Source organism: Acanthopleuribacter pedis, from assembly GCF_017377855.1.
In the GTDB taxonomy this organism is placed as follows: Bacteria; Acidobacteriota; Holophagae; order Acanthopleuribacterales; family Acanthopleuribacteraceae; genus Acanthopleuribacter; species Acanthopleuribacter pedis.
Genome location: NZ_JAFREP010000005.1, coordinates 422,005 through 439,728, shown reverse-complemented (window position 1 = coordinate 439,728; position 17,724 = coordinate 422,005). Strand labels below are relative to the sequence as shown.

Below are 17,724 nucleotides of genomic sequence, written 5' to 3'. Positions count from 1 at the left end.
CATTCTCGGCGCACCGGTACCGCTGAGTTGGATTAGGAAGGTTGGATGACCGAATCCCTTTTAGAAGCCACGCATTTAGCCAAGTCTTATAAGGGCCGCGAGGTGGTCAAGGACATCAGCCTAACGGTGCGCGCGGGCGAGGTGGTCGGATTACTCGGTCCCAACGGCGCGGGAAAGACAACAACTTTTTACATGATCGTGGGTTTGATCAAACCCGACGCGGGCAATATTCACCTCAACGGCCGCGATTTGACCAACATGCCGATGTACCAGCGCGCCCGCGAGGGTGTCTCCTACCTGCCCCAGGAAGCCAGCATCTTCCGACGCATGACGGTTGAAGAGAACCTGTTAGCCACGCTAGAGCTTTTGGATTTAACCTCTTCCGAACGGGTCGAGCGCATGGAACAGCTCCTGCTGGACTTTAATGTGGAGCATATTCGCCGCAGTGTCGGCTACGCGCTGAGCGGCGGCGAGCGACGTCGGGTGGAAATCGCGAGAGCACTGACGAATAACCCATCGTTTATCCTGCTCGACGAGCCCTTTGCAGGGATTGACCCCAAAGTAGTCGGGGATATACAATTGATCATTGAAAAGCTACGAGCTAGAAACATCGGTGTCCTGATCACCGACCACAGCGCGAGAGAGACCCTGAAAATCACCCAACGCGTCTACGTTTTAAGCGAAGGTGTCATTCTGAAGGAGGGCTCCCCGGAGATGTTAGCTCAAGACGAGCTAGTACGGAAAACCTATCTTGGTGATGGATTCACGCTTGATTAACTATCGGGAGCGACGATGGCACTCGAACAACGTTTATCGTTAAAACTTTCTCAAAAACTGGTCATGACCCAGAGTCTGCAACAGGCAATCAAATTGTTGCAGATGTCGCGGTTGGAATTGTCCGACACCATTCAAAATGAATTGTTGGAGAATCCTGTCTTAGAAGACCAGCGCGATCACGGCGAAGAAGAACAAGCCGGGGCGGAGCGGGAAGGTGCCGAAAACGCGGACACGGGCATGGACAACCATCTCGACAACATCGACATGGACGCCTACTTCCAGGAATACCTCACCGATCACCAGCCCAAAAACCGCGACCGCGAGTTTCGCGATCCCAGTGATTACCCCCAGTTTGAAAACATGGTTTCCTCCCGGGAGACCTTACACGAGCATTTGGAACACCAGCTCGGACTGCTGCCGATCAACGAACGCGGTTTTGAAATCGGCGTTGAGATTATCGGCAATATCAACGACGCGGGCCGTTTGGTCGCCGAGTTGTCCGAAATCGCCGAACTTGGCGATTGGCAAGAAGAAGAAGTGACCGAGGTTTGGAAAGCAATTCGCGAATTTGACCCCCTCGGCGTCGGTGCGCGCAACCTGCGCGAATGCCTCGAAATCCAGTTGGCCTACTCCGAATGGAGCGGCACCGAATTAGAAGCCCTGCTGCTGGACCACTTCGACCTGATTTACAAACAGAAATACAAAGAGATCATGCAGATCTACGACATCGACAAGGAAACGCTGAAGGAGTACCTGGAAGCAATTAAAGAGTTCGATCCCGAGCCGGGTCGCGCTTTTGCCCCGCTGCCGCCCCAGTACATTCAGCCCGATGTCTACATCGTCAAGGTCGATGACGAGTACGTCATCCAGCTCAACGACGAGGGCACGCCGCGCCTGCGGGTTTCGGCCCATTACCCCAAAATCCTGGAGCAAACCAAAGGCAACGACAAAGAAGCCTCCGATTACATTAAAGACAAATTCAAATCGGCCATGTGGTTGATCCGTAGCTTGGACCAACGCAACCGCACCATCTACAAGGTGGCCGAATCGCTCGTCCGCCACCAGCGCGATTTCTTCGACAAAGGCGTCGAGCACATGAAGCCGCTGGTTCTTCGTGAAGTTGCCGACGATATCGGCATGCACGAATCGACCGTGTCGCGCGTGGTCAACAACAAGTACGTTCATACCCCGCGCGGGGTCTTCGAACTGAAATATTTCTTCCGTTCCGGTCTTGCCTCGGCCAACGGAGACGACGTTTCCTCATTGGCGGTCAAAGAAAAGATCCGCAAGCTGTGTAGCGAGGAATCGCCGGCCAAACCTTACAGTGACGCCACGATTGTTAAGATCCTCACCCGCGAGGGCATTCAAATCGCCAGGCGTACCGTAGCTAAGTACCGCGAAGAGTTGGGGATCCCCTCCTCTTCCAAACGCAGAAAGAAGATCTGATCCAATAGGAGGCGCTATGAGAATAGATTTCACAGGACGCGGAGTCGATATCACTGATCGGATTCGAACCTTTACCAAAGGAAAACTCGAGCGATTGGCCAAGCACCTAGACGACATCCAAGATGTTACCGTGGTCCTCTCTGTGGAAAAGTATCGGCAAAAAGCCGAGGTCAAGTTTCTGTCCAAAAAACGTGCCTTCCACTGCACGGAAGAAACCAGCGACATGTTCGGTTCGATTGACCGCGCGGTCGAGAAACTCGAAACCCAAGTGAAGAAATTCAAAGAGAAGAAAACCACGCTGAAACGCAACACCACGGAATCGATCCGTCACCACGTCATCACACCGCCGGACCGCGAAGAGGAAACCGCCGGAGAAGCTGAGCTCAAGATTATCCGCACCGACAACTCGGTGGTGAAACCCATGAGCCTCGACGAAGCAGTGGACGAGCTCACCAAACTCGACCAGGAGTTCATCATCTTCCGCAATCACGAAACGGATCGCGTCAACGTGGTTTACCGTCGCAACGACGGCAACATCGGCTACATCGAGCCGGACGCCTAGCCGACGGTGCCCGATGTCCGAAGCGGACCGCGCCCCCGACGGAGATTACTGGCAAATCCTTTCGGATTCGATTGAAGAACGCGGCCGTCGCTGCCGCCAATCGTTAACCGTTAAGGAGCTGCTGGAAGCCGAGGACCATCTCGATTTGGTCCAAATGGGGGAACTCGGCGACCTAAATCGGGAAATACGCTCGCCCGTCATTCAACGACTTGGGCTGGCACTCTGTGGGTATTGCCACGATCTGGAACCCCACAGTTTGTTTCTCGTCGGTCGCGCGGAACACGCCTACCTCACGGAACAAGGGCAAAACCTGGAGGCGTCGCGACTCCAAACAGTACTGGACCGGGAGCCGGGCGCGCTGCTGGTCAGTTACGGATTGCCGTTACACGCCTCTCTCGTTCAATGCTGTGCGGCCGCGGGTATTCCCGTGTTGGCCTCGCAATGCAACGACATCGACATCATCGTACGCCTAGGCCGCATTTTGGTTGAGAACCTTGCACCTTGCCTGAATATTCACGGCAATCTTCTCGTTATCAACGGCTTAGGCGTTCTGATTTTAGGCAAAAGCGGCATTGGAAAAAGCGACGATTCGCTGGACCTGATCAAACACGGCCACCAGTTGGTGGCCGACGACATCGTTTTGGTTTCCCGCACCCCGGAAGGATCCCTGATCGGCCGTGCCGACGAGCTGATCCAAGATCATATGGAGATTCGCGGTCTCGGCATTGTGAACATCAAAGAGATCTACGGCATCTCCAGCGTTCTGGACAAACACCCCATCGAACTAATCCTTTATTTAGAGACTTTTACACCTAACACGGTCAAAAGTTGTTTTCCCGAAATCGAGTCGATGCGCATCCTCGATGTGGCGCGTCCGCTGATGCGGTTGTCCGTGGCGCCCGGCCGCAGTTTGGAAAATTTAATTGAAATCGCGGTTAAGCATTACCTTTTGAGTATCAAGGGTTACAATACCGAAAAAGTCCTCGCTGATCGCCTCGCCCTCAAGCGGGCCCGCGATCAGGCCGCCGCGCAAGCCGACTGACCCTTTCACGCCGGGGTTCCTTCAGTCGCCCGGCGCTTTTTAACGCGGGCTTGATCCCGCCTTCTTGCTCCTCCCATGCTCCTTCCTCGCACGGGTCGGCCTTCTGGTGAGCCGTCCCACCACCCCATTTTGTTGAAGGGGGTTCCGGTATGACCGCGAACGGCCACGCCGGCCTGACGGGCACCGAACTCGGTCGATTTAAAGTTGAAGAGCTGCTAGGCAAAGGCGGCATGGGTGAAGTTTACCGCGGCACCGACCAACTGCTGGGCCGTTCCGTGGCACTCAAAACCATCAGCCACCGCCAGCGAATGAGCCCCCTGACCAAAACACGGTTCTTCCGCGAGGCACAAATCCTCTCGAAACTGGCGCACCCCAACATTTGCGGGATTTACGATCTGATCGAACAAGAGGATTACGATATTCTGGTTTTGGAATATCTGGACGGCCAAACCTTGCGCGCGTTGATGCGCAATGAAGAGGACGATTGGGACAAACTGGCCGTTGCGGAAACCGTGGCGACGGTATTACAGGTCGCCCACCAGGCGCGTATCGTGCATCGCGACCTCAAGCCCGACAACGTCATGATTTCCGCGGAGGGCGACGTCAAGGTGTTGGATTTCGGCCTGGCACGCCCGACCGAGCCCCAGGTCGAAGACACCGATGCCGCGGTTGCTTTTGTCGCGCCCGCCCCTCGCGGCGACCTGTCCGAGGCCGCCACCTTGGACGGCCTCAACGATATCTGCGAGCAACCAACGCTGTCTCTTGCCGCCTCCGATTCCGCAAACTTGCGCAGTGACCGCACCACCCACGGGACCGTCGTCGGAACCCCCCGTTACATGAGCCCGGAACAAGCGCGCGGCGAAGAAGCCACCGCGGCCAGCGACATGTACGCCTTCGGCATTATTTTGCAGGAAATGCTGACGGGTCGACCCGCCTACAAAAAGAACCTGCCCTACCATGCCCTGTTAATGAAGGTCGGCAAGGGCGAAAAGTTCCCCTTGGATCCTCAAGGCGACAACCTCGACCCCGACCTCGTCCGACTCATCAACGATTTGACCCGGCTTGATCCCAGCACCCGCATCACGGCCGTCGAAACCCTACTCCGCCTTCAACAAATACGGGGCAAACCCAGCCTGAAACGCCGGGGCCGCCGTCGCATCGCCGCGCTGGGCACCCTCGTCGCATTGCTGGTGATCACCGCGCTGGTAACGGCCTGGTTCAACCGCCAAAGCCCGTTAATTATGCGCGACGAAACCCTTTCCGCGGCCTTGCTCCCCTTGCTCAACGAAACCGACGAAAAAGGCTCGGAATGGATGAAAATCGGCTTGGCCGAGCTGCTGCAAGAAAAGCTGGACGACATTCCCAGCCTCACCATGTTACCCAGCGATTCGGTGCAGCGCGCCCTCGGCAACCAGCCCGACGACCAGCTGCTCGACCGCCCAGGGGTCGACCAACTGACCCAACGCTTGGGCGCCGACCTGCTTATCCAAGCCGTGGTCGACAAAGACCCAGTCACCGGCCAATACCACCTGGTTTACCACCTTTACCGCGACGATAAACACTACAAAAGCCGCAACATCATCGCCCAGAACCCAACCTTCGCAATCCGCGCGGTCGTCGCCCAAATCAACAACCGACTCCACCCGGAAAGCAAGATGACACCCAACCACGGCGAGGTCTTTTCCGAGGACCCCTACGCGCTGATGATTTGGTCGATGGGATTCCACCAACTCACCACCGGCAATGCCGCCTCGGCCCGCCACTATTTTGAAATCTGCGTGGAACGCGATCCCGGTTTCCTCAAGGCGATTTATTCACTGGCCGCCACCCATTACCAACTCGGCAACTACGAGGAAATGCGCAAGCTGTGCAACAACCTGCTGGAACGCGAGGACGAAGACCCCGACCTAACCCTCAAAGCCAACGTCTACACCCTGCTCGGCGACCTCGCCAAACACGACGGCAATTGGGAAAAAACCCATTACTACTACCAACTGGCCAAGGATCTTTACCTCAAAAACGAGGACCCCTCCGGTTTCGCCAATGCGCTGAACCGTCTAGGCATCATTTTTTGGGGTAAAGGCGAACTGGACAAAGCCGAGTCCTATTTCATGCAAGCCCTCGCCATTTTCCGAAAAGAAAACAACCAGGTCGACGGGGTCCAATGTATCCAGAACCTGGGCCTGATCGCGGCGGCACGCGATGACAACGAAGAAGCCCGCCGTTACTACCAAGAGGCACTTGATATCGCGGTCGAAATTCAGGATCGCGATGTAGAAGCAGCCAACTACAACAACTTGGGATCCTTGGCCTTGAAAGCATACGATTACCAACAGGCCGACCGCCTTTTCCATCAAGCCTTGGCCATCTATGAGGAGGTCGGCCACGACCAATACGCGGCTTACCTCCTGTTTAACCTGGCCCGCGGCGCCGAGAGCCGCAACCGCTTGGACGAATCGGAACACCTCAACATGCAGGCACTGGTCAAACACCGCAAGCTCCAAGAGCCTTTTCTCCGCGCCCATATCCACCAACTCAGCGGGGTCATCGCCCTAAAACGCAACCAACTGGACACTGCCGAAAACGAATTGACCCAGGCCCTTACCATCTTCAAAAAAATCGACAACGCCGCCGGCGTTCGCAACAGCCGCCTCCTGCTGGCGGAACTGTTCATCGGCCGCAACCGCCTTCAAGAAGCCGAAACCTTGCTTGAGGCCTTGTCAGAAGACGATCCCGAATTGCCCCGATTGAAATTCCTACGCCTCTTGCTGGCCTACCAACGCGACCAGCGTCAAGCCGCCTTTGAGGGACTGCTCGCCCTCGAAGCATCCGAGCCGAACGTGTTTGCCCCGGAAGAGGTCGCCTTGCTCGAATGGATGCGGCGCCGGCTCCAAGAAAAGCAACGGGTTCCACTCCCGATGCGCGCCGATCTCTTGGCCCTCATGCCGATCCCCGACCCAGCCATGAACCCCAATTAACCCGCATTGCTCACAAGGATTCGTAGCGAGAAGCTGAAAGCCTTGTAAGCAATGCGGGCTAACCCAACACGGAGGAACCACCGCCCATGACCCAAACCCCGCTTATCGACGGACCCGACGAGGCGCCACTCCGCCTCATCCTGGCCCACGGTGCCGGCGCGCCGATGGATTCCGATTTCATGAACCACTTTGCCGCGGGTGTCGCGAGCTTTGGTATCCAAGTTATCCGATTCGAGTTCCCCTACATGCAACGGCGCCGCACGGAAGGCGTCAAAGCCCCACCGAACCAAGAAGCGGTACTGCTCGAGGCGTGGGCGCAACAAATCACGGCGGTACAGGCGCGCGGCCCAGTCGCCATTGGCGGCAAATCCATGGGCGGGCGCATGGCCTCCCTGATTGCCGACAAACACGACATAACCGGCTTAATTTGCTTAGGTTACCCCTTCCACCCGCCAGGAAAACCGGAAAAATTGCGCACGGCGCATCTGACCGACTTGAAAACCCCGACCCTGATCGTGCAAGGCACCCGCGACACGCTCGGTAACCAAGAAGAGGTGGCGGGTTACCCGCTTTCCCCGGCGATAGAGATCTCGTGGCTGGAGGACGGCGACCATTCGTTTAAGCCCCGCAAGAAGTCCGGCTTCACCGAGGAAGGCCATTTGCAGATCGCGGCGACGGTGGCGGCGGGTTTCCTGCTGCGAAGATTGAAGGATCGCGGCTGATGGGTATTGACCCGGCGCGCCCCGGAGCGGGGCCATCATTAATTCCCGGGTGGGCGTGTAGAGACGAGCAGACGATGAAGGTTTTGCCACCAGAGGGCCTGTCACGGCGTGGGTCCTGATTGGATGGGTATTGACCCGGCGCGCCCCGGAGCGGGCCGCACAACCCCATCGATGGACCATGCTTCGAATGAATGCCGGGTGGAACCCGGCCTCTTTGGACGCCCCCTGAAGGGGGGCCATAATTTAGCCCAGGGTACGGCCATTGAAAATGGCCGTACCCTGGGTGCAGGGAGTTCACGAATGGGAAAACGCTGAAGGCGTTGGCACCAGAGGCCACGCATAATAAATTCCCTGGAATGAATCAAGGGTGGGGTTTTGGTTGGGGTTTTGGTTGGGGTTTTGGTTGGGGTTTTGGTTGGGGTTTTGGTTGGGGTGCCGGCGCCTCCGGCGGCCTACACGACGGGAACTCCCGGGGACCCTGGGTAAACGGTTGCTTCACAACCGTTTACCCAGGGCTGAAATCCGTAAGGCCTTCAGCCTAACCAGACGTGGTTCACCTCTGGTTCACCGTTTAAATCAATTGTGGGCCATGTATGGCGGTGTGCGCGCCCCCCTGGGGTGCGCCGGATCATTACCCATCCACGCAGGGTTTCGTCTCGGTTTGCGCGCCCAGTTGGCACCCTGGCGTTCCATGCAGGGTTTCGTATCGGTGTGCCCGCCGCGTTGGGGTGCACCGGATCATCGCCCATCCGTGCAGGGTTTCATCTCGGTGTGCCCGCCGCGTTGGGGTGCACCGGATCATCGCCCATCCGTGCAGGGTTTCATCTCGGTGTACCCGCCTCGTTAGGGTGCACCTGATCGTCGCCCATCCATGGAGGGTTTCGTCTCGATGTGCCCGCCGCGTTGCCACCCCGGCCGTCCATGGAGGGTTTCGGATTGGTTTGCGCGCCGCGTTGGGAGCCTAACCATCCGCCTCCAGCGGGAGCACCAAGGTTGCGCACGCGCCTTTCCCCACGCCCTCGCTCTCCAGTCGTAGGTCGCCCTCCATCTGCCGCATAAAGTTTGCGCAGTGGTGTAAATCAAAGCCTGATCGGCCTGCTTTGGTTGAATAACCGGCCTGAAACAACTTCTCCCGCATCGACGCCTCGAACCCGACACCGCTATCCGTTATCGAAACCCCAACCCCATCCTCGTCTTGGAAGGTCACCACCTGCAACCGCCGATCCCCCGCCGGAACCTGCAACATCGAATCCATCGCGTTCTGAAACAGCGCCGTCAACACATGCAAAATTTTCCATTTCTCCATCGGCACCGGCGGCATCGGCCGCGTCTTCCGCGTCACCACAATGCCGTGCCGATGGAACGCGGAGGCTTCCATCACCAATATCTGCTCCAACACCGCGGTCAAATCCAAGGACTCCCGCAAGCTGTCATGCTCCAACAACTGCTCTTGGCTGGCAACAATATCGCGCATCACCGTCACCAACTCATCCAACCTCGCCAAATGGTCCAGGGACCGTTCACGCTCCTTCACATGCGCGTTCCCCAATTTTTCATAGTAAGCGCGCAGCATCCGCCGCCGCTCATGAACATCGGGATCAATTGGAAACGATCCCTCCTCGGCCAAAACCTCGGCCAGCACGTGATTGGCCTTGGCCAATCCCGCCAGCTTGGAGTTTTTAACCGTTTCCTTGATGAGCGTGGTCGAGGTCACCACCGAATTGAGCGTGTTACCCACATTGTGCAGGACACTCACGGCCATATCCGCCATGCCCGCCATCCGCGCGCTTTCCGTCAATTCCGATTGGGCCTGCCGCAGGGCGTCGGTGCGCGCGGCCACCAAACGCTCCAAGGCCTCGGTGCGCCGGATCCACCAACGGTTGGCCAAGCGTTGCCCCAACCAAAGCAAACCAAAGACCGCCACCACCAGCACCAACCGGAAGCCGGTCGTCTGCCAGAAATAAGCCTGAATCACAAAGGGGAACACCGTCTCTTCGCTGATGCGTCCCTCGTGGTTACGCGCCCGCAAATGGAAGCGGTAACGGCCAGGAGGCATGTTGGTGTAATCGCGGGCCCGCGCATCCGTCCAGGGCAACCAATCCGAGTCAAACCCTTCCAAATAAAATTGATAATCAACCAACTCGCCAAAAGCCAAGTAGTTCTGGGTAAAGTTAAAGCGGAACCCGGTGCGGTTGGGCGGGAATCGATGCTCGGGCGGGAATCGATCCAATTGAGGCGTCAGAATCAACTGATGATCGCCGGGATCACGAACGGCGGTGAGAAACGCGCGAAAAGGTTCCTCTTCCTCAGTTGCTTCCAGCTCCGGCTCAAATAAGGTGATGCGGTCGTTTTCAAGGAACAGCACCTCACCGGTAGGGACAGGCAACAAGGCGGTAAGGCGCTGGTCGGCCAACAAGGCCAATTGTTTGGGCGCGGCAACCCCTTCCGAGCTCGCCCCATCCAAGCGAAGCACCTGGTGCTGGGCGCCGCCGACATTGCCTTTTCGACGGATTTGCAACCAAAGGTTCTCGTTCGTGTCTTGGGCCAAGTGCAACACCGCCGGCAAAGGCCGCGGTAGTTGATGGTTCACCGCGGTGATCGGCTCAAAACGATCACCCTCGGGCACATAGCGGTACAGGCCCGCCTCGGTCGTCACCCAGACCGCGTCGCCAATGAGAAAGGGTCGGTTTCCGAGGTCCGAGGGCAAACCTTGGGCCGCACCCAAGGTGACCACCGTCTCAACCGCGCCTCGCGCCGCATCCAAACGGACGCGCCACATCCCTTGCCCGGTGTAGTTCACCCAAAACCAGCCCGCGCGGTCGATCACCATGTACTCAACACTGTGGTCAAATTCGTTCAAACGACCGCGATAGGCCCAATCATCCTCACGCCGATCCATGAGATGCAGGCCGTTGCGCGCACCGAGCACCATGGTGTCCGGTTTACCCGGCATGGGTGCCATGGCGAATACGGGCGAATCAATGGCAAACACATTTTCCATCTGCCGACCGCGAATCCGCCGAACATGGGATTTACTGCCGACAAGCAAGTCGTCCCCGTCGACGGCGATACACCAGGCCACGTCCCGTTCCGCCGCGACCCGCTCAAAAGGCGCTAAGGCATGGGTTGCCGAGGGCCAATCACGCACGAACACCCCGCGAAACGTGCCGACATACAACTTGCCCTGATGGTACTGAACCACCTGCGGCGAGGAATCAAAACCCAGCCAGCCTGGCAAAACACGCAAGGGTTCGTTAACGGCCAGCATGCTGATACCATTGTTGGTCGTTACCCAGAGGGTCCGGTGCGGATCGAGGTAGAGATCAAACACGCTGTTGTCCACCAGACCCGCGTCCTTATTAATGTGGGAAAGCAGGTTCAATTCGCGGTCGACAATCATCATCCCGTCCAACAAAGTGGCCAGCGCGAGGCGATGTTCATCCAGCCAAACCGCGCGATAAGCCTGGTTCGTTTTAAGGAATTCGTTGACCGATCCCGTCATCGGCTGAATGCGCCGGCTTGGGTCCGGGTAACCGGGGCGTAACAGGAAACAGCCCTGGTTCAAGGTTACGACCAAAAAGGTGTCGTCGTCATAGGAGAGCAGACCGTGCACCCGTTTATCGGCAAAAAATTCGCCGCCGGGAATCGACATCAAACGATCCCCTACCAAATGAAACAAGCCCTGGTTAAAAACCCGCACCCAAAGACGGCCTTCCAAAAGGAACGAAGCGTGGAATTCATCCTCGGCACGAACCACGGTAAAAAGGTCGCGTTCAGGATGGTAGATCAGGATTTTTCCCGAAGAAACAAACACGACGCGGCCCTCGAAGTAGTGGACGTTCCACACATGCCGCAAGCTGCGTTCGCGTTCCGGTAATTTATCTACCAGCGAAACCATTTTGATTTGAGCACCCTGGTCAGGTCGAAAAAAACCGAGATCCCCCTCGGCCCCATAATAAACCGTGCCGTCCGGGGCCCGGGTCAGACAGCGCAAAATGGAACCGTTCGGGGTTCGGTGCAAGTGCCAACCCGCCCCATCGTAAACCAACAAGCCGTCGCTGTTGGCAAAGTACAACCACCCCCCGGGTCCGGTAATCACCATCCAATTTTGACCGTGCGCGGCCGTGGTTTCGCTCGCAATGTTGCGAATCACGGGCAAACCCGGCGGATGGGCGAGAAGCCGACCGAGAAACAGCATCCCCAATAACAGGACCGGGGTACGGCAAAAGGAGCAGAAACGAAAGAGTTGGTTCAAAAGCGTCACAGCCTGAGCGAAAAAGTCACGAAGGGCGAGGTACCAACATAGGGCCGAGCGTCTGGGCACAACGGGTTGGGGGTGCTCTTTTAAAAAATCGCCCGTTTGTCGGAGAATCTTAACCCGCAATGCTCACAAGGGGGATCGCACGTAACTGAAATCGAGTTGTGTCGGTGGGTAAACATCGCGCGCAAACACCAGGGCGCCTCGCGGCGCAAGGCCGCGGGGATTCGCACCGTCACCCAGCAGGGTTAGGAGCCCGCTCACTAGAACACAAACCCTTACCCAATAATTACTTTAGATCAGGCTCTTCTTCCAGGTGAACATGTACCACCTTGTTTTGGATCGTCGTTTTGGGCACGCCGCGGGGTCGGCCAACCATCACCAAGACGAGACCAACAAACGGGGTAAACAGAAACGACAGGAAAAAGAATCCCCAAAATCCGATCTGCGTTCGGTTCCCCAGCATCCCCACAATGACACACAGAATGGCGTAGGCCAGAAAATTCATGGTTCCCTCTACTGACTGTTTAAGATGATCGGCAGACTTTTTTCGTCCGTTCCGATCACAATGATTTTGGCGTTGGGTGAGGTGGCGAGCTCTTTGGTGACTTCCAAGCCCCGCCATTGAAGGATCGGTATCCCCGAGATCCGCTCGAACTCGGCGATCCCCGCTGCTTCAATCTCACGGCGTTCCCGTTCTTTCTTCTCCCGATCCAGAATGTAATCGTGAGCCAGGGCGTTTTGTTCCTTGGTCAACTTCTCCTGAATCGAGTGCTGAATTTCATCGGGTAAGGTCAGTTTGGTAATGAGTACGTCGTCAATTCTAACGTATCGGTCGCCCAGTTCGTGACGCAAACGCTGCAAAATGGCCTGTAAAAGGCCGTTTTCATCACTCGAATAAATTTGTTCGGCCTCGTAATCACCCAACACCTGACGAATGGCGGAGATCAGCTCGGGGTGCAGCATTTTTTCTTTGTAGTCGGGACCCACCTTTTGGTGCAACAAGGGTAACCGGTCTGGGATGGGATGAAATCGCGCCGAAATCGACACATCAATCACCATGCCGCTGCGGTTGATCATGGTGACCGTGTCTTTGATTTCCTGGAGGCGGGTGTCGTAGATGTACATCTTGTCCCAGGGGAAAAGGATGCTGATGCCCTCGTTGTAGGTCCGGGTCAGTTGGGTTCCACCAAGAAAACGGCGCCACAGCACCCCGCGTTCACCGGGGTAAATATGGATAAAAATGTTGGGCGAAAAATAAGCCAGCAGAAACGCCATAATCAGGCTACCGATGATAATCTGTTGCTGGTGCAGGGTCCAAAAGTGGAGGACCCATTTGTAGATCTTCGCGCGTAGGTTGGACAACATGGTGCGAACCTCGTGGGATCTTGCAAAAAATGATCAATCGCGGAACACCCCGTTGCGGCCGGGAAGGACGCCGGCGCGGCGCGCAACCATCGAAACAACGGTTTATTACCGAACCGAACCCTTATAAGGGTGTCGTGCGATTCGGCGGCCGAGGGCCTTGTTGGGAAACCGTTGCCTCAAGAGGTGCGTTGATCGAATAAAATCGGACGGGCCGCGGCGAAACCGAGGGCCGTGATTCAAGGAAGACGCGTAGGCGCCATTAAAGCACAATTCACCACTTTACTGAAAGCAGCTCGCGTCGGAAAATCCGCTCAACCGCGAATTGTTTTGCCGCGGGACGCCATGTCGCGCCGCCTGTCCAACCGCAAGCGCTTGCCCTCCTAGGCGACCGAAAAGACCTCGCCCATCCCGACCCGCTCAGGTATGATGAAGGCCTCGTTAGAAACAGCCCGTATCAGCGACCCGTAACCGTCCGACGGACGTGCCGACGGGTTCGGGCGCGCCTCGAAGCGCACCCACTCAATCCGAGCAAACCGCATGGCTCGGTGCACGCGACGGGCTCCCGCGAGTTTCCTCGGCCGAAATGGGTCGACGCGGGCCGTTTTTTTATTCTGAGAGCGTTTATTTCGGGGGGAACCATGGCCACCTTTGTCTCTAAGGTAAGCCCTAGCTCGGCAACATTCCAAGAAAACAAAGCGTTTATGGAAGCCAAAATCCAGCAGCTCAATGAGAACTTGGCCTTGGTCAAGCAGGGCGGCGGCAGCAAAGCGCTGGACTTGCACAAGCAACGCGGCAAAATGACCGCGCGGGAGCGCATCGATTACGTCCTCGATCCCGGCAGCCCATTTCTCGAATTTTCGGCGCTGGCCGGTTGGGATCTTTACGATTTTCCCCATCCGTCCGGGGCCATTGTGACCGGGATCGGCCGCATCGCCGGCCGCGAGGTGGTGATTGTCGCCAACGACGCCACCGTCAAAGGCGGCACCTACCTGCCGATTACCTGTAAAAAACACCTGCGCGCCCAGAAAATCGCGGAGGAGAACCACCTACCCTGCTTGTACCTGGTCGACAGCGGCGGCGCCTTTTTGCCCAAACAGGACGAGGTCTTTCCCGACCGCGAACATTTCGGTCGCATCTTCTTTAACCAGGCACGCATGTCGGCCAAAGGCATTCCCCAAGTCGCCGCGGTCATGGGCTCCTGCACCGCGGGCGGCGCTTACGTCCCCGCCATGTCCGACGAAACCGTGATTGTCAAAGGCACCGGCACCATTTTCTTGGCCGGTCCGCCCCTGGTCAAAGCCGCCACCGGTGAGGTGGTTTCAGCAGAGGACCTGGGCGGTGCCGACGTCCACACCCGCGAATCGGGCGTGGCCGATCACTTCGCCAACGACGACCGCGAGGCACTCGACACGGTGCGCGAAATCTTCGCCCACCTCAACTTGCCCGCCAAACAAACCCCGGTCCAAAAGCCGGTGGTTGAACCCGTCTACGAACGCGACGAGATTTTGGGGGTGATGCCCAGCGATTCGCGCATTCCCTTCGACGTGCGCGAAATCATCGTGCGCATCGTCGACGGCTCCGAATTTCACGAGTTCAAAACCCTGTACGGCACCTCCGTTGTCACCTGTTTCGCCCACATCTGGGGCATGCCCATCGGCATTATCGCCAACAACGGCGTTCTGTTCAGCGAATCCGCGCTCAAGGCGACCCACTTCATTGAACTCTGCAACGAACGCAAAATCCCGCTGTTGTTCCTGCAAAACATCACCGGCTTTATGGTCGGCCGCAAGTACGAGGCGGGCGGAATAGCCAAGGACGGCGCGAAAATGGTTCACGCGGTTTCCAACGCCCAGGTACCCAAATTCACCGTCATCATCGGCGCCTCCAACGGCGCGGGTAACTACGGCATGTGCGGACGCGCCTACGATCCCCGTTTCTTGTGGATGTGGCCCAACGCCACCATTTCGGTGATGGGCGGCGAACAGGCCGCCAACGTGTTGTGCCAGGTCAAAATGGACCAAAAACAGCGCAAGGGTGAAACCATGGACGCGGGCCAACAGGCCGAATTCAAGCAACCGATTCTCGACAAATACGCCCGCGAAAGCAGCGCTTGGTACAGCTCGGCCCGCCTGTGGGACGACGGTGTCATCGATCCCCGCCATACCCGCGAGGTTTTGGGGTTGGCGCTTAGCGCCGCCTACAACCAAGCCATCCCTCAACCCAAATACGGCATTTTCCGCATGTAACGATTCCCACGCGAAAGGAGCACCAGCATGAAAAAGATTCTGATTGCCAATCGCGGTGAAATCGCCGTGCGCATCATCAAAACCTGTCGCGAGATGGGCATCGCCACCGTGGCCGTTGCATCCGAGGCCGACCTTGGCGCCAAACACGCCCGTTTGGCCGACGAGGTCATCCCCATCGGCGCGGCCCCGGCCGTCGAAAGTTACCTACGCGGCGACGTGATCATCGAAGCCGCCAAACAAAGTGGCGCCGAGGGCATCCACCCCGGCTTTGGTTTTTTGTCCGAAAACGCCGGTTTCGCCGCCGCCGTCCGTGAGGCGGGCCTGATGTTTATCGGTCCCCAAGCGGACGTCATTCAGTTGATGGGTTCCAAACAAGAATCCAAACGGGTGATGAAAAAAGCGGGCGTCCCGGTGGTTCCCGGTTACAACGGCGACAATCAAGAACCCGACCACTTGGCCGCCGAGGCGGAAAAAATCGGTTTCCCGCTGTTGATCAAAGCCTCAGCGGGCGGCGGCGGCAAAGGCATGCGTGTCGTCAACGAGGCCAAAAACTTTAACGACGCGCTCGGCGCCGCCAAACGCGAGGCCAAAGCCGCCTTCGGCGACGATACGGTGTTGTTGGAAAAGTACCTGACCCGACCGCGCCACATCGAGTACCAAGTGTTCGGCGACGAACACGGCCAACTGGTTCACCTCTTTGAACGGGAGTGTTCGATTCAACGGCGCCACCAAAAAATTGTCGAGGAAACGCCGTCAACCGCGATGGGCGAAGCCTTGCGCGCACGCATGGCCGAGGCCGCCCTCACCGCGGCGCGCGCGGTCAATTACACCAACGCGGGCACGGTGGAATTCATGCTCGACGAGGACGAATCCTTTTATTTCCTCGAAATGAACACCCGCCTTCAGGTCGAACACCCGGTCACCGAGTGTTTGACCGGCCAAGACCTGGTGCGTTGGCAAATTGAGGTCGCGCGCGGCAACAAAATGCCGCTCACCCAGGAACAGCTCACCCGCCGCGGCCACGCGGTTGAGGTGCGTATTTACGCCGAGGACCCGGCCCACGATTTCCTGCCGCAAACCGGGACCATCGTCAACTACGCCGAACCCATCGGCCTCAATGTCCGTGTCGACAGCGGCGTGGAAACCGGTGATGCGATCAGCATTTACTACGATCCCATGATCGCCAAGCTAATCGCCTGGGGCGAAACCCGCGACATCGCCTGCGACAAATTGGTCAACGCTTTGGCCGAATACTGCATCCAAGGCGTGCATACCAACGTGGCGTTCCTGCGCAAGATCCTGCAAGAAGCCGAGTTCCGCGCGGGCAACACCACCACGGCCTACCTAAGCCACTACGCACCGGACCTGGCGGTCCCCACGGCAACCGTCGACACGGCCCTGGCCTTGACCTGTTTGGCGGAACCGGAAACCCAAGCGGCAGGCGGCGCCGGGCCGACGTTCCAAGAACCATGGCAACAGCTTTCAGGATGGAGGGCCGACCAATGAGACAGCAATTCAAGTGGAACGGTCAACGCTACCAGGTCGATCTGGAACAGCGCACCCCGTTAAAGGGCACCATCGCTCAAGACGAGGAACGCCGCGCCTTCGAACTCGCCGCCCTCAACGACGGGGCCGGCCGCATTCAGGTCGGTGATCGCAGCGAACCTTACTTCGTGAAAGCGGTCGCGGGCGGTGTCTGGGTCACCCTCGCCGGTGAAACCTTTTACTTCGAAAAAACCAAAGGCGGCGCCGGCGGCGACGATCAGCACGACGGCTTCGCGGCGCCCATGCCGGGCAAGGTCTTGCAAGTCGCGGTCGCGGAAGGCGACCAAGTCGAGGCCGGCCAGGTGTTGATGGTGATGGAAGCCATGAAAATGGAACACCGCATCGAAGCACCCGCGGCCGGAACCGTCACCAAACTCCACTTTGGTGAAGGCGATCTGGTGGATCACGGCGCCCACCTCCTCGATTTCGAGGCCGACGGTTAACCCATCCAGCCCCAATACCCACCCACCCAAAACCGAACGAAGCCCCGACTTCGTTCGGTTTTTTGTTTTTCAGTAAACATTTTGGCCAAAAGTCCCGTTTGGAATTGCATTCGTGTCGCGGCACGTTTTGGAAAAATCGGCTTTAGCCGAGACGACTTTTTGTCGATTAGTTCCGTAAAGAATGACACAATGGCAGCCTGCACGGATTGGCTCGGTATCCCGGATCTCGGCAGCGCCGCGGTGGACGACCCAACCGCTTCTTGTGCATAATGTTTGCTTAAACCAAACCCAGGGCCCGTTTTTCATGAAAGAACCGACGACGACGTACCTCACCTTC

12 protein-coding genes are annotated in these 17,724 nt (G+C 57.6%); 9 read left to right on the top strand and 3 right to left on the bottom strand.

Annotation, left to right across the window (positions count from 1 at the left end):
* Positions 1-45 precede the first annotated feature (45 nt).
* The 6 genes from lptB to J3U88_RS08190 all read left to right on the top strand — a co-directional run bounded on the left by lptB (position 46) and on the right by J3U88_RS08190 (position 7,527).
* The gene (gene lptB / locus J3U88_RS08215; protein WP_207858200.1) at positions 46-777 is read left to right on the top strand and encodes an LPS export ABC transporter ATP-binding protein; all 732 of its coding nucleotides are present in this window, start codon (positions 46-48) and stop codon (positions 775-777) included.
* 15 nt (positions 778-792) lie between these two features.
* The gene (gene rpoN / locus J3U88_RS08210) at positions 793-2,223 is read left to right on the top strand and encodes an RNA polymerase factor sigma-54 (protein ID WP_207858199.1); all 1,431 of its coding nucleotides are present in this window, start codon (positions 793-795) and stop codon (positions 2,221-2,223) included.
* 16 nt (positions 2,224-2,239) lie between these two features.
* Positions 2,240-2,785, top strand: coding sequence for a ribosome hibernation-promoting factor, HPF/YfiA family (gene hpf / locus J3U88_RS08205; protein ID WP_207858198.1), 546 nt, complete (start codon positions 2,240-2,242; stop codon positions 2,783-2,785).
* Between the two features lie 13 nt (positions 2,786-2,798).
* Positions 2,799-3,827 carry an HPr(Ser) kinase/phosphatase gene (gene hprK, locus J3U88_RS08200; RefSeq protein WP_207858197.1) on the top strand — a complete coding sequence of 343 codons (1,029 nt, stop codon included), beginning with the start codon at positions 2,799-2,801 and terminating at the stop codon, positions 3,825-3,827.
* Between the two features lie 149 nt (positions 3,828-3,976).
* Positions 3,977-6,805, top strand: a complete 2,829-nt coding sequence (locus J3U88_RS34605; RefSeq protein WP_207858196.1) for a protein kinase domain-containing protein — start codon at positions 3,977-3,979, stop codon at positions 6,803-6,805.
* A gap of 86 nt (positions 6,806-6,891) precedes the next feature.
* Complete coding sequence (locus J3U88_RS08190) at positions 6,892-7,527, top strand: alpha/beta family hydrolase (RefSeq protein WP_207858194.1); 636 nt, start codon at positions 6,892-6,894, stop codon at positions 7,525-7,527.
* Between the two features lie 961 nt (positions 7,528-8,488).
* Here J3U88_RS08190 and J3U88_RS08185 read toward each other — a convergent pair.
* The 3 genes from J3U88_RS08185 to J3U88_RS08175 all read right to left on the bottom strand — a co-directional run bounded on the left by J3U88_RS08185 (position 8,489) and on the right by J3U88_RS08175 (position 13,153).
* Positions 8,489-11,782, bottom strand: a complete 3,294-nt coding sequence (locus J3U88_RS08185) for a sensor histidine kinase (protein WP_207858191.1) — start codon at positions 11,780-11,782, stop codon at positions 8,489-8,491.
* A gap of 292 nt (positions 11,783-12,074) precedes the next feature.
* Positions 12,075-12,293, bottom strand: coding sequence for a hypothetical protein (locus J3U88_RS08180; protein WP_207858189.1), 219 nt, complete (start codon positions 12,291-12,293; stop codon positions 12,075-12,077).
* 8 nt (positions 12,294-12,301) lie between these two features.
* The gene (locus J3U88_RS08175; protein WP_207858188.1) at positions 12,302-13,153 is read right to left on the bottom strand and encodes a prohibitin family protein; all 852 of its coding nucleotides are present in this window, start codon (positions 13,151-13,153) and stop codon (positions 12,302-12,304) included.
* A 638-nt stretch (positions 13,154-13,791) separates the two neighbouring features.
* Here J3U88_RS08175 and J3U88_RS08170 point away from each other — a divergent pair.
* From J3U88_RS08170 to J3U88_RS08160, 3 genes are read left to right on the top strand one after another with little or no spacing between them, the layout of a single operon-like run.
* A complete protein-coding gene (locus tag J3U88_RS08170) occupies positions 13,792-15,399 on the top strand; it encodes a carboxyl transferase domain-containing protein (protein WP_207858187.1) in 1,608 nt (535 codons plus the stop codon).
* A 27-nt stretch (positions 15,400-15,426) separates the two neighbouring features.
* The gene (locus tag J3U88_RS08165; RefSeq protein WP_207858186.1) at positions 15,427-16,905 is read left to right on the top strand and encodes an acetyl-CoA carboxylase biotin carboxylase subunit; all 1,479 of its coding nucleotides are present in this window, start codon (positions 15,427-15,429) and stop codon (positions 16,903-16,905) included.
* Complete coding sequence (locus tag J3U88_RS08160; RefSeq protein WP_243435848.1) at positions 16,902-17,387, top strand: acyl-CoA carboxylase biotin carboxyl carrier protein subunit; 486 nt, start codon at positions 16,902-16,904, stop codon at positions 17,385-17,387. The genes J3U88_RS08165 and J3U88_RS08160 overlap by 4 nt, the downstream gene beginning before the upstream one ends.
* Positions 17,388-17,724: the final 337 nt, after the last annotated feature.

Excerpts from the sequence above, each read along its gene's own strand:
- lptB (WP_207858200.1), top strand. The coding sequence starts at position 46 with ATGACCGAATCCCTTTTAGAAGCCACGCATTTAGCCAAGTCTTATAAG.
- rpoN (WP_207858199.1), top strand. The coding sequence starts at position 793 with ATGGCACTCGAACAACGTTTATCGTTAAAACTTTCTCAAAAACTGGTC.
- hpf (WP_207858198.1), top strand. The coding sequence starts at position 2,240 with ATGAGAATAGATTTCACAGGACGCGGAGTCGATATCACTGATCGGATT.
- hprK (WP_207858197.1), top strand. The coding sequence starts at position 2,799 with ATGTCCGAAGCGGACCGCGCCCCCGACGGAGATTACTGGCAAATCCTT.
- J3U88_RS34605 (WP_207858196.1), top strand. The coding sequence starts at position 3,977 with ATGACCGCGAACGGCCACGCCGGCCTGACGGGCACCGAACTCGGTCGA.
- J3U88_RS08190 (WP_207858194.1), top strand. The coding sequence starts at position 6,892 with ATGACCCAAACCCCGCTTATCGACGGACCCGACGAGGCGCCACTCCGC.
- J3U88_RS08180 (WP_207858189.1), bottom strand. The coding sequence starts at position 12,293 with ATGAATTTTCTGGCCTACGCCATTCTGTGTGTCATTGTGGGGATGCTG.
- J3U88_RS08175 (WP_207858188.1), bottom strand. The coding sequence starts at position 13,153 with ATGTTGTCCAACCTACGCGCGAAGATCTACAAATGGGTCCTCCACTTT.
- J3U88_RS08170 (WP_207858187.1), top strand. The coding sequence starts at position 13,792 with ATGGCCACCTTTGTCTCTAAGGTAAGCCCTAGCTCGGCAACATTCCAA.
- J3U88_RS08165 (WP_207858186.1), top strand. The coding sequence starts at position 15,427 with ATGAAAAAGATTCTGATTGCCAATCGCGGTGAAATCGCCGTGCGCATC.
- J3U88_RS08160 (WP_243435848.1), top strand. The coding sequence starts at position 16,902 with ATGAGACAGCAATTCAAGTGGAACGGTCAACGCTACCAGGTCGATCTG.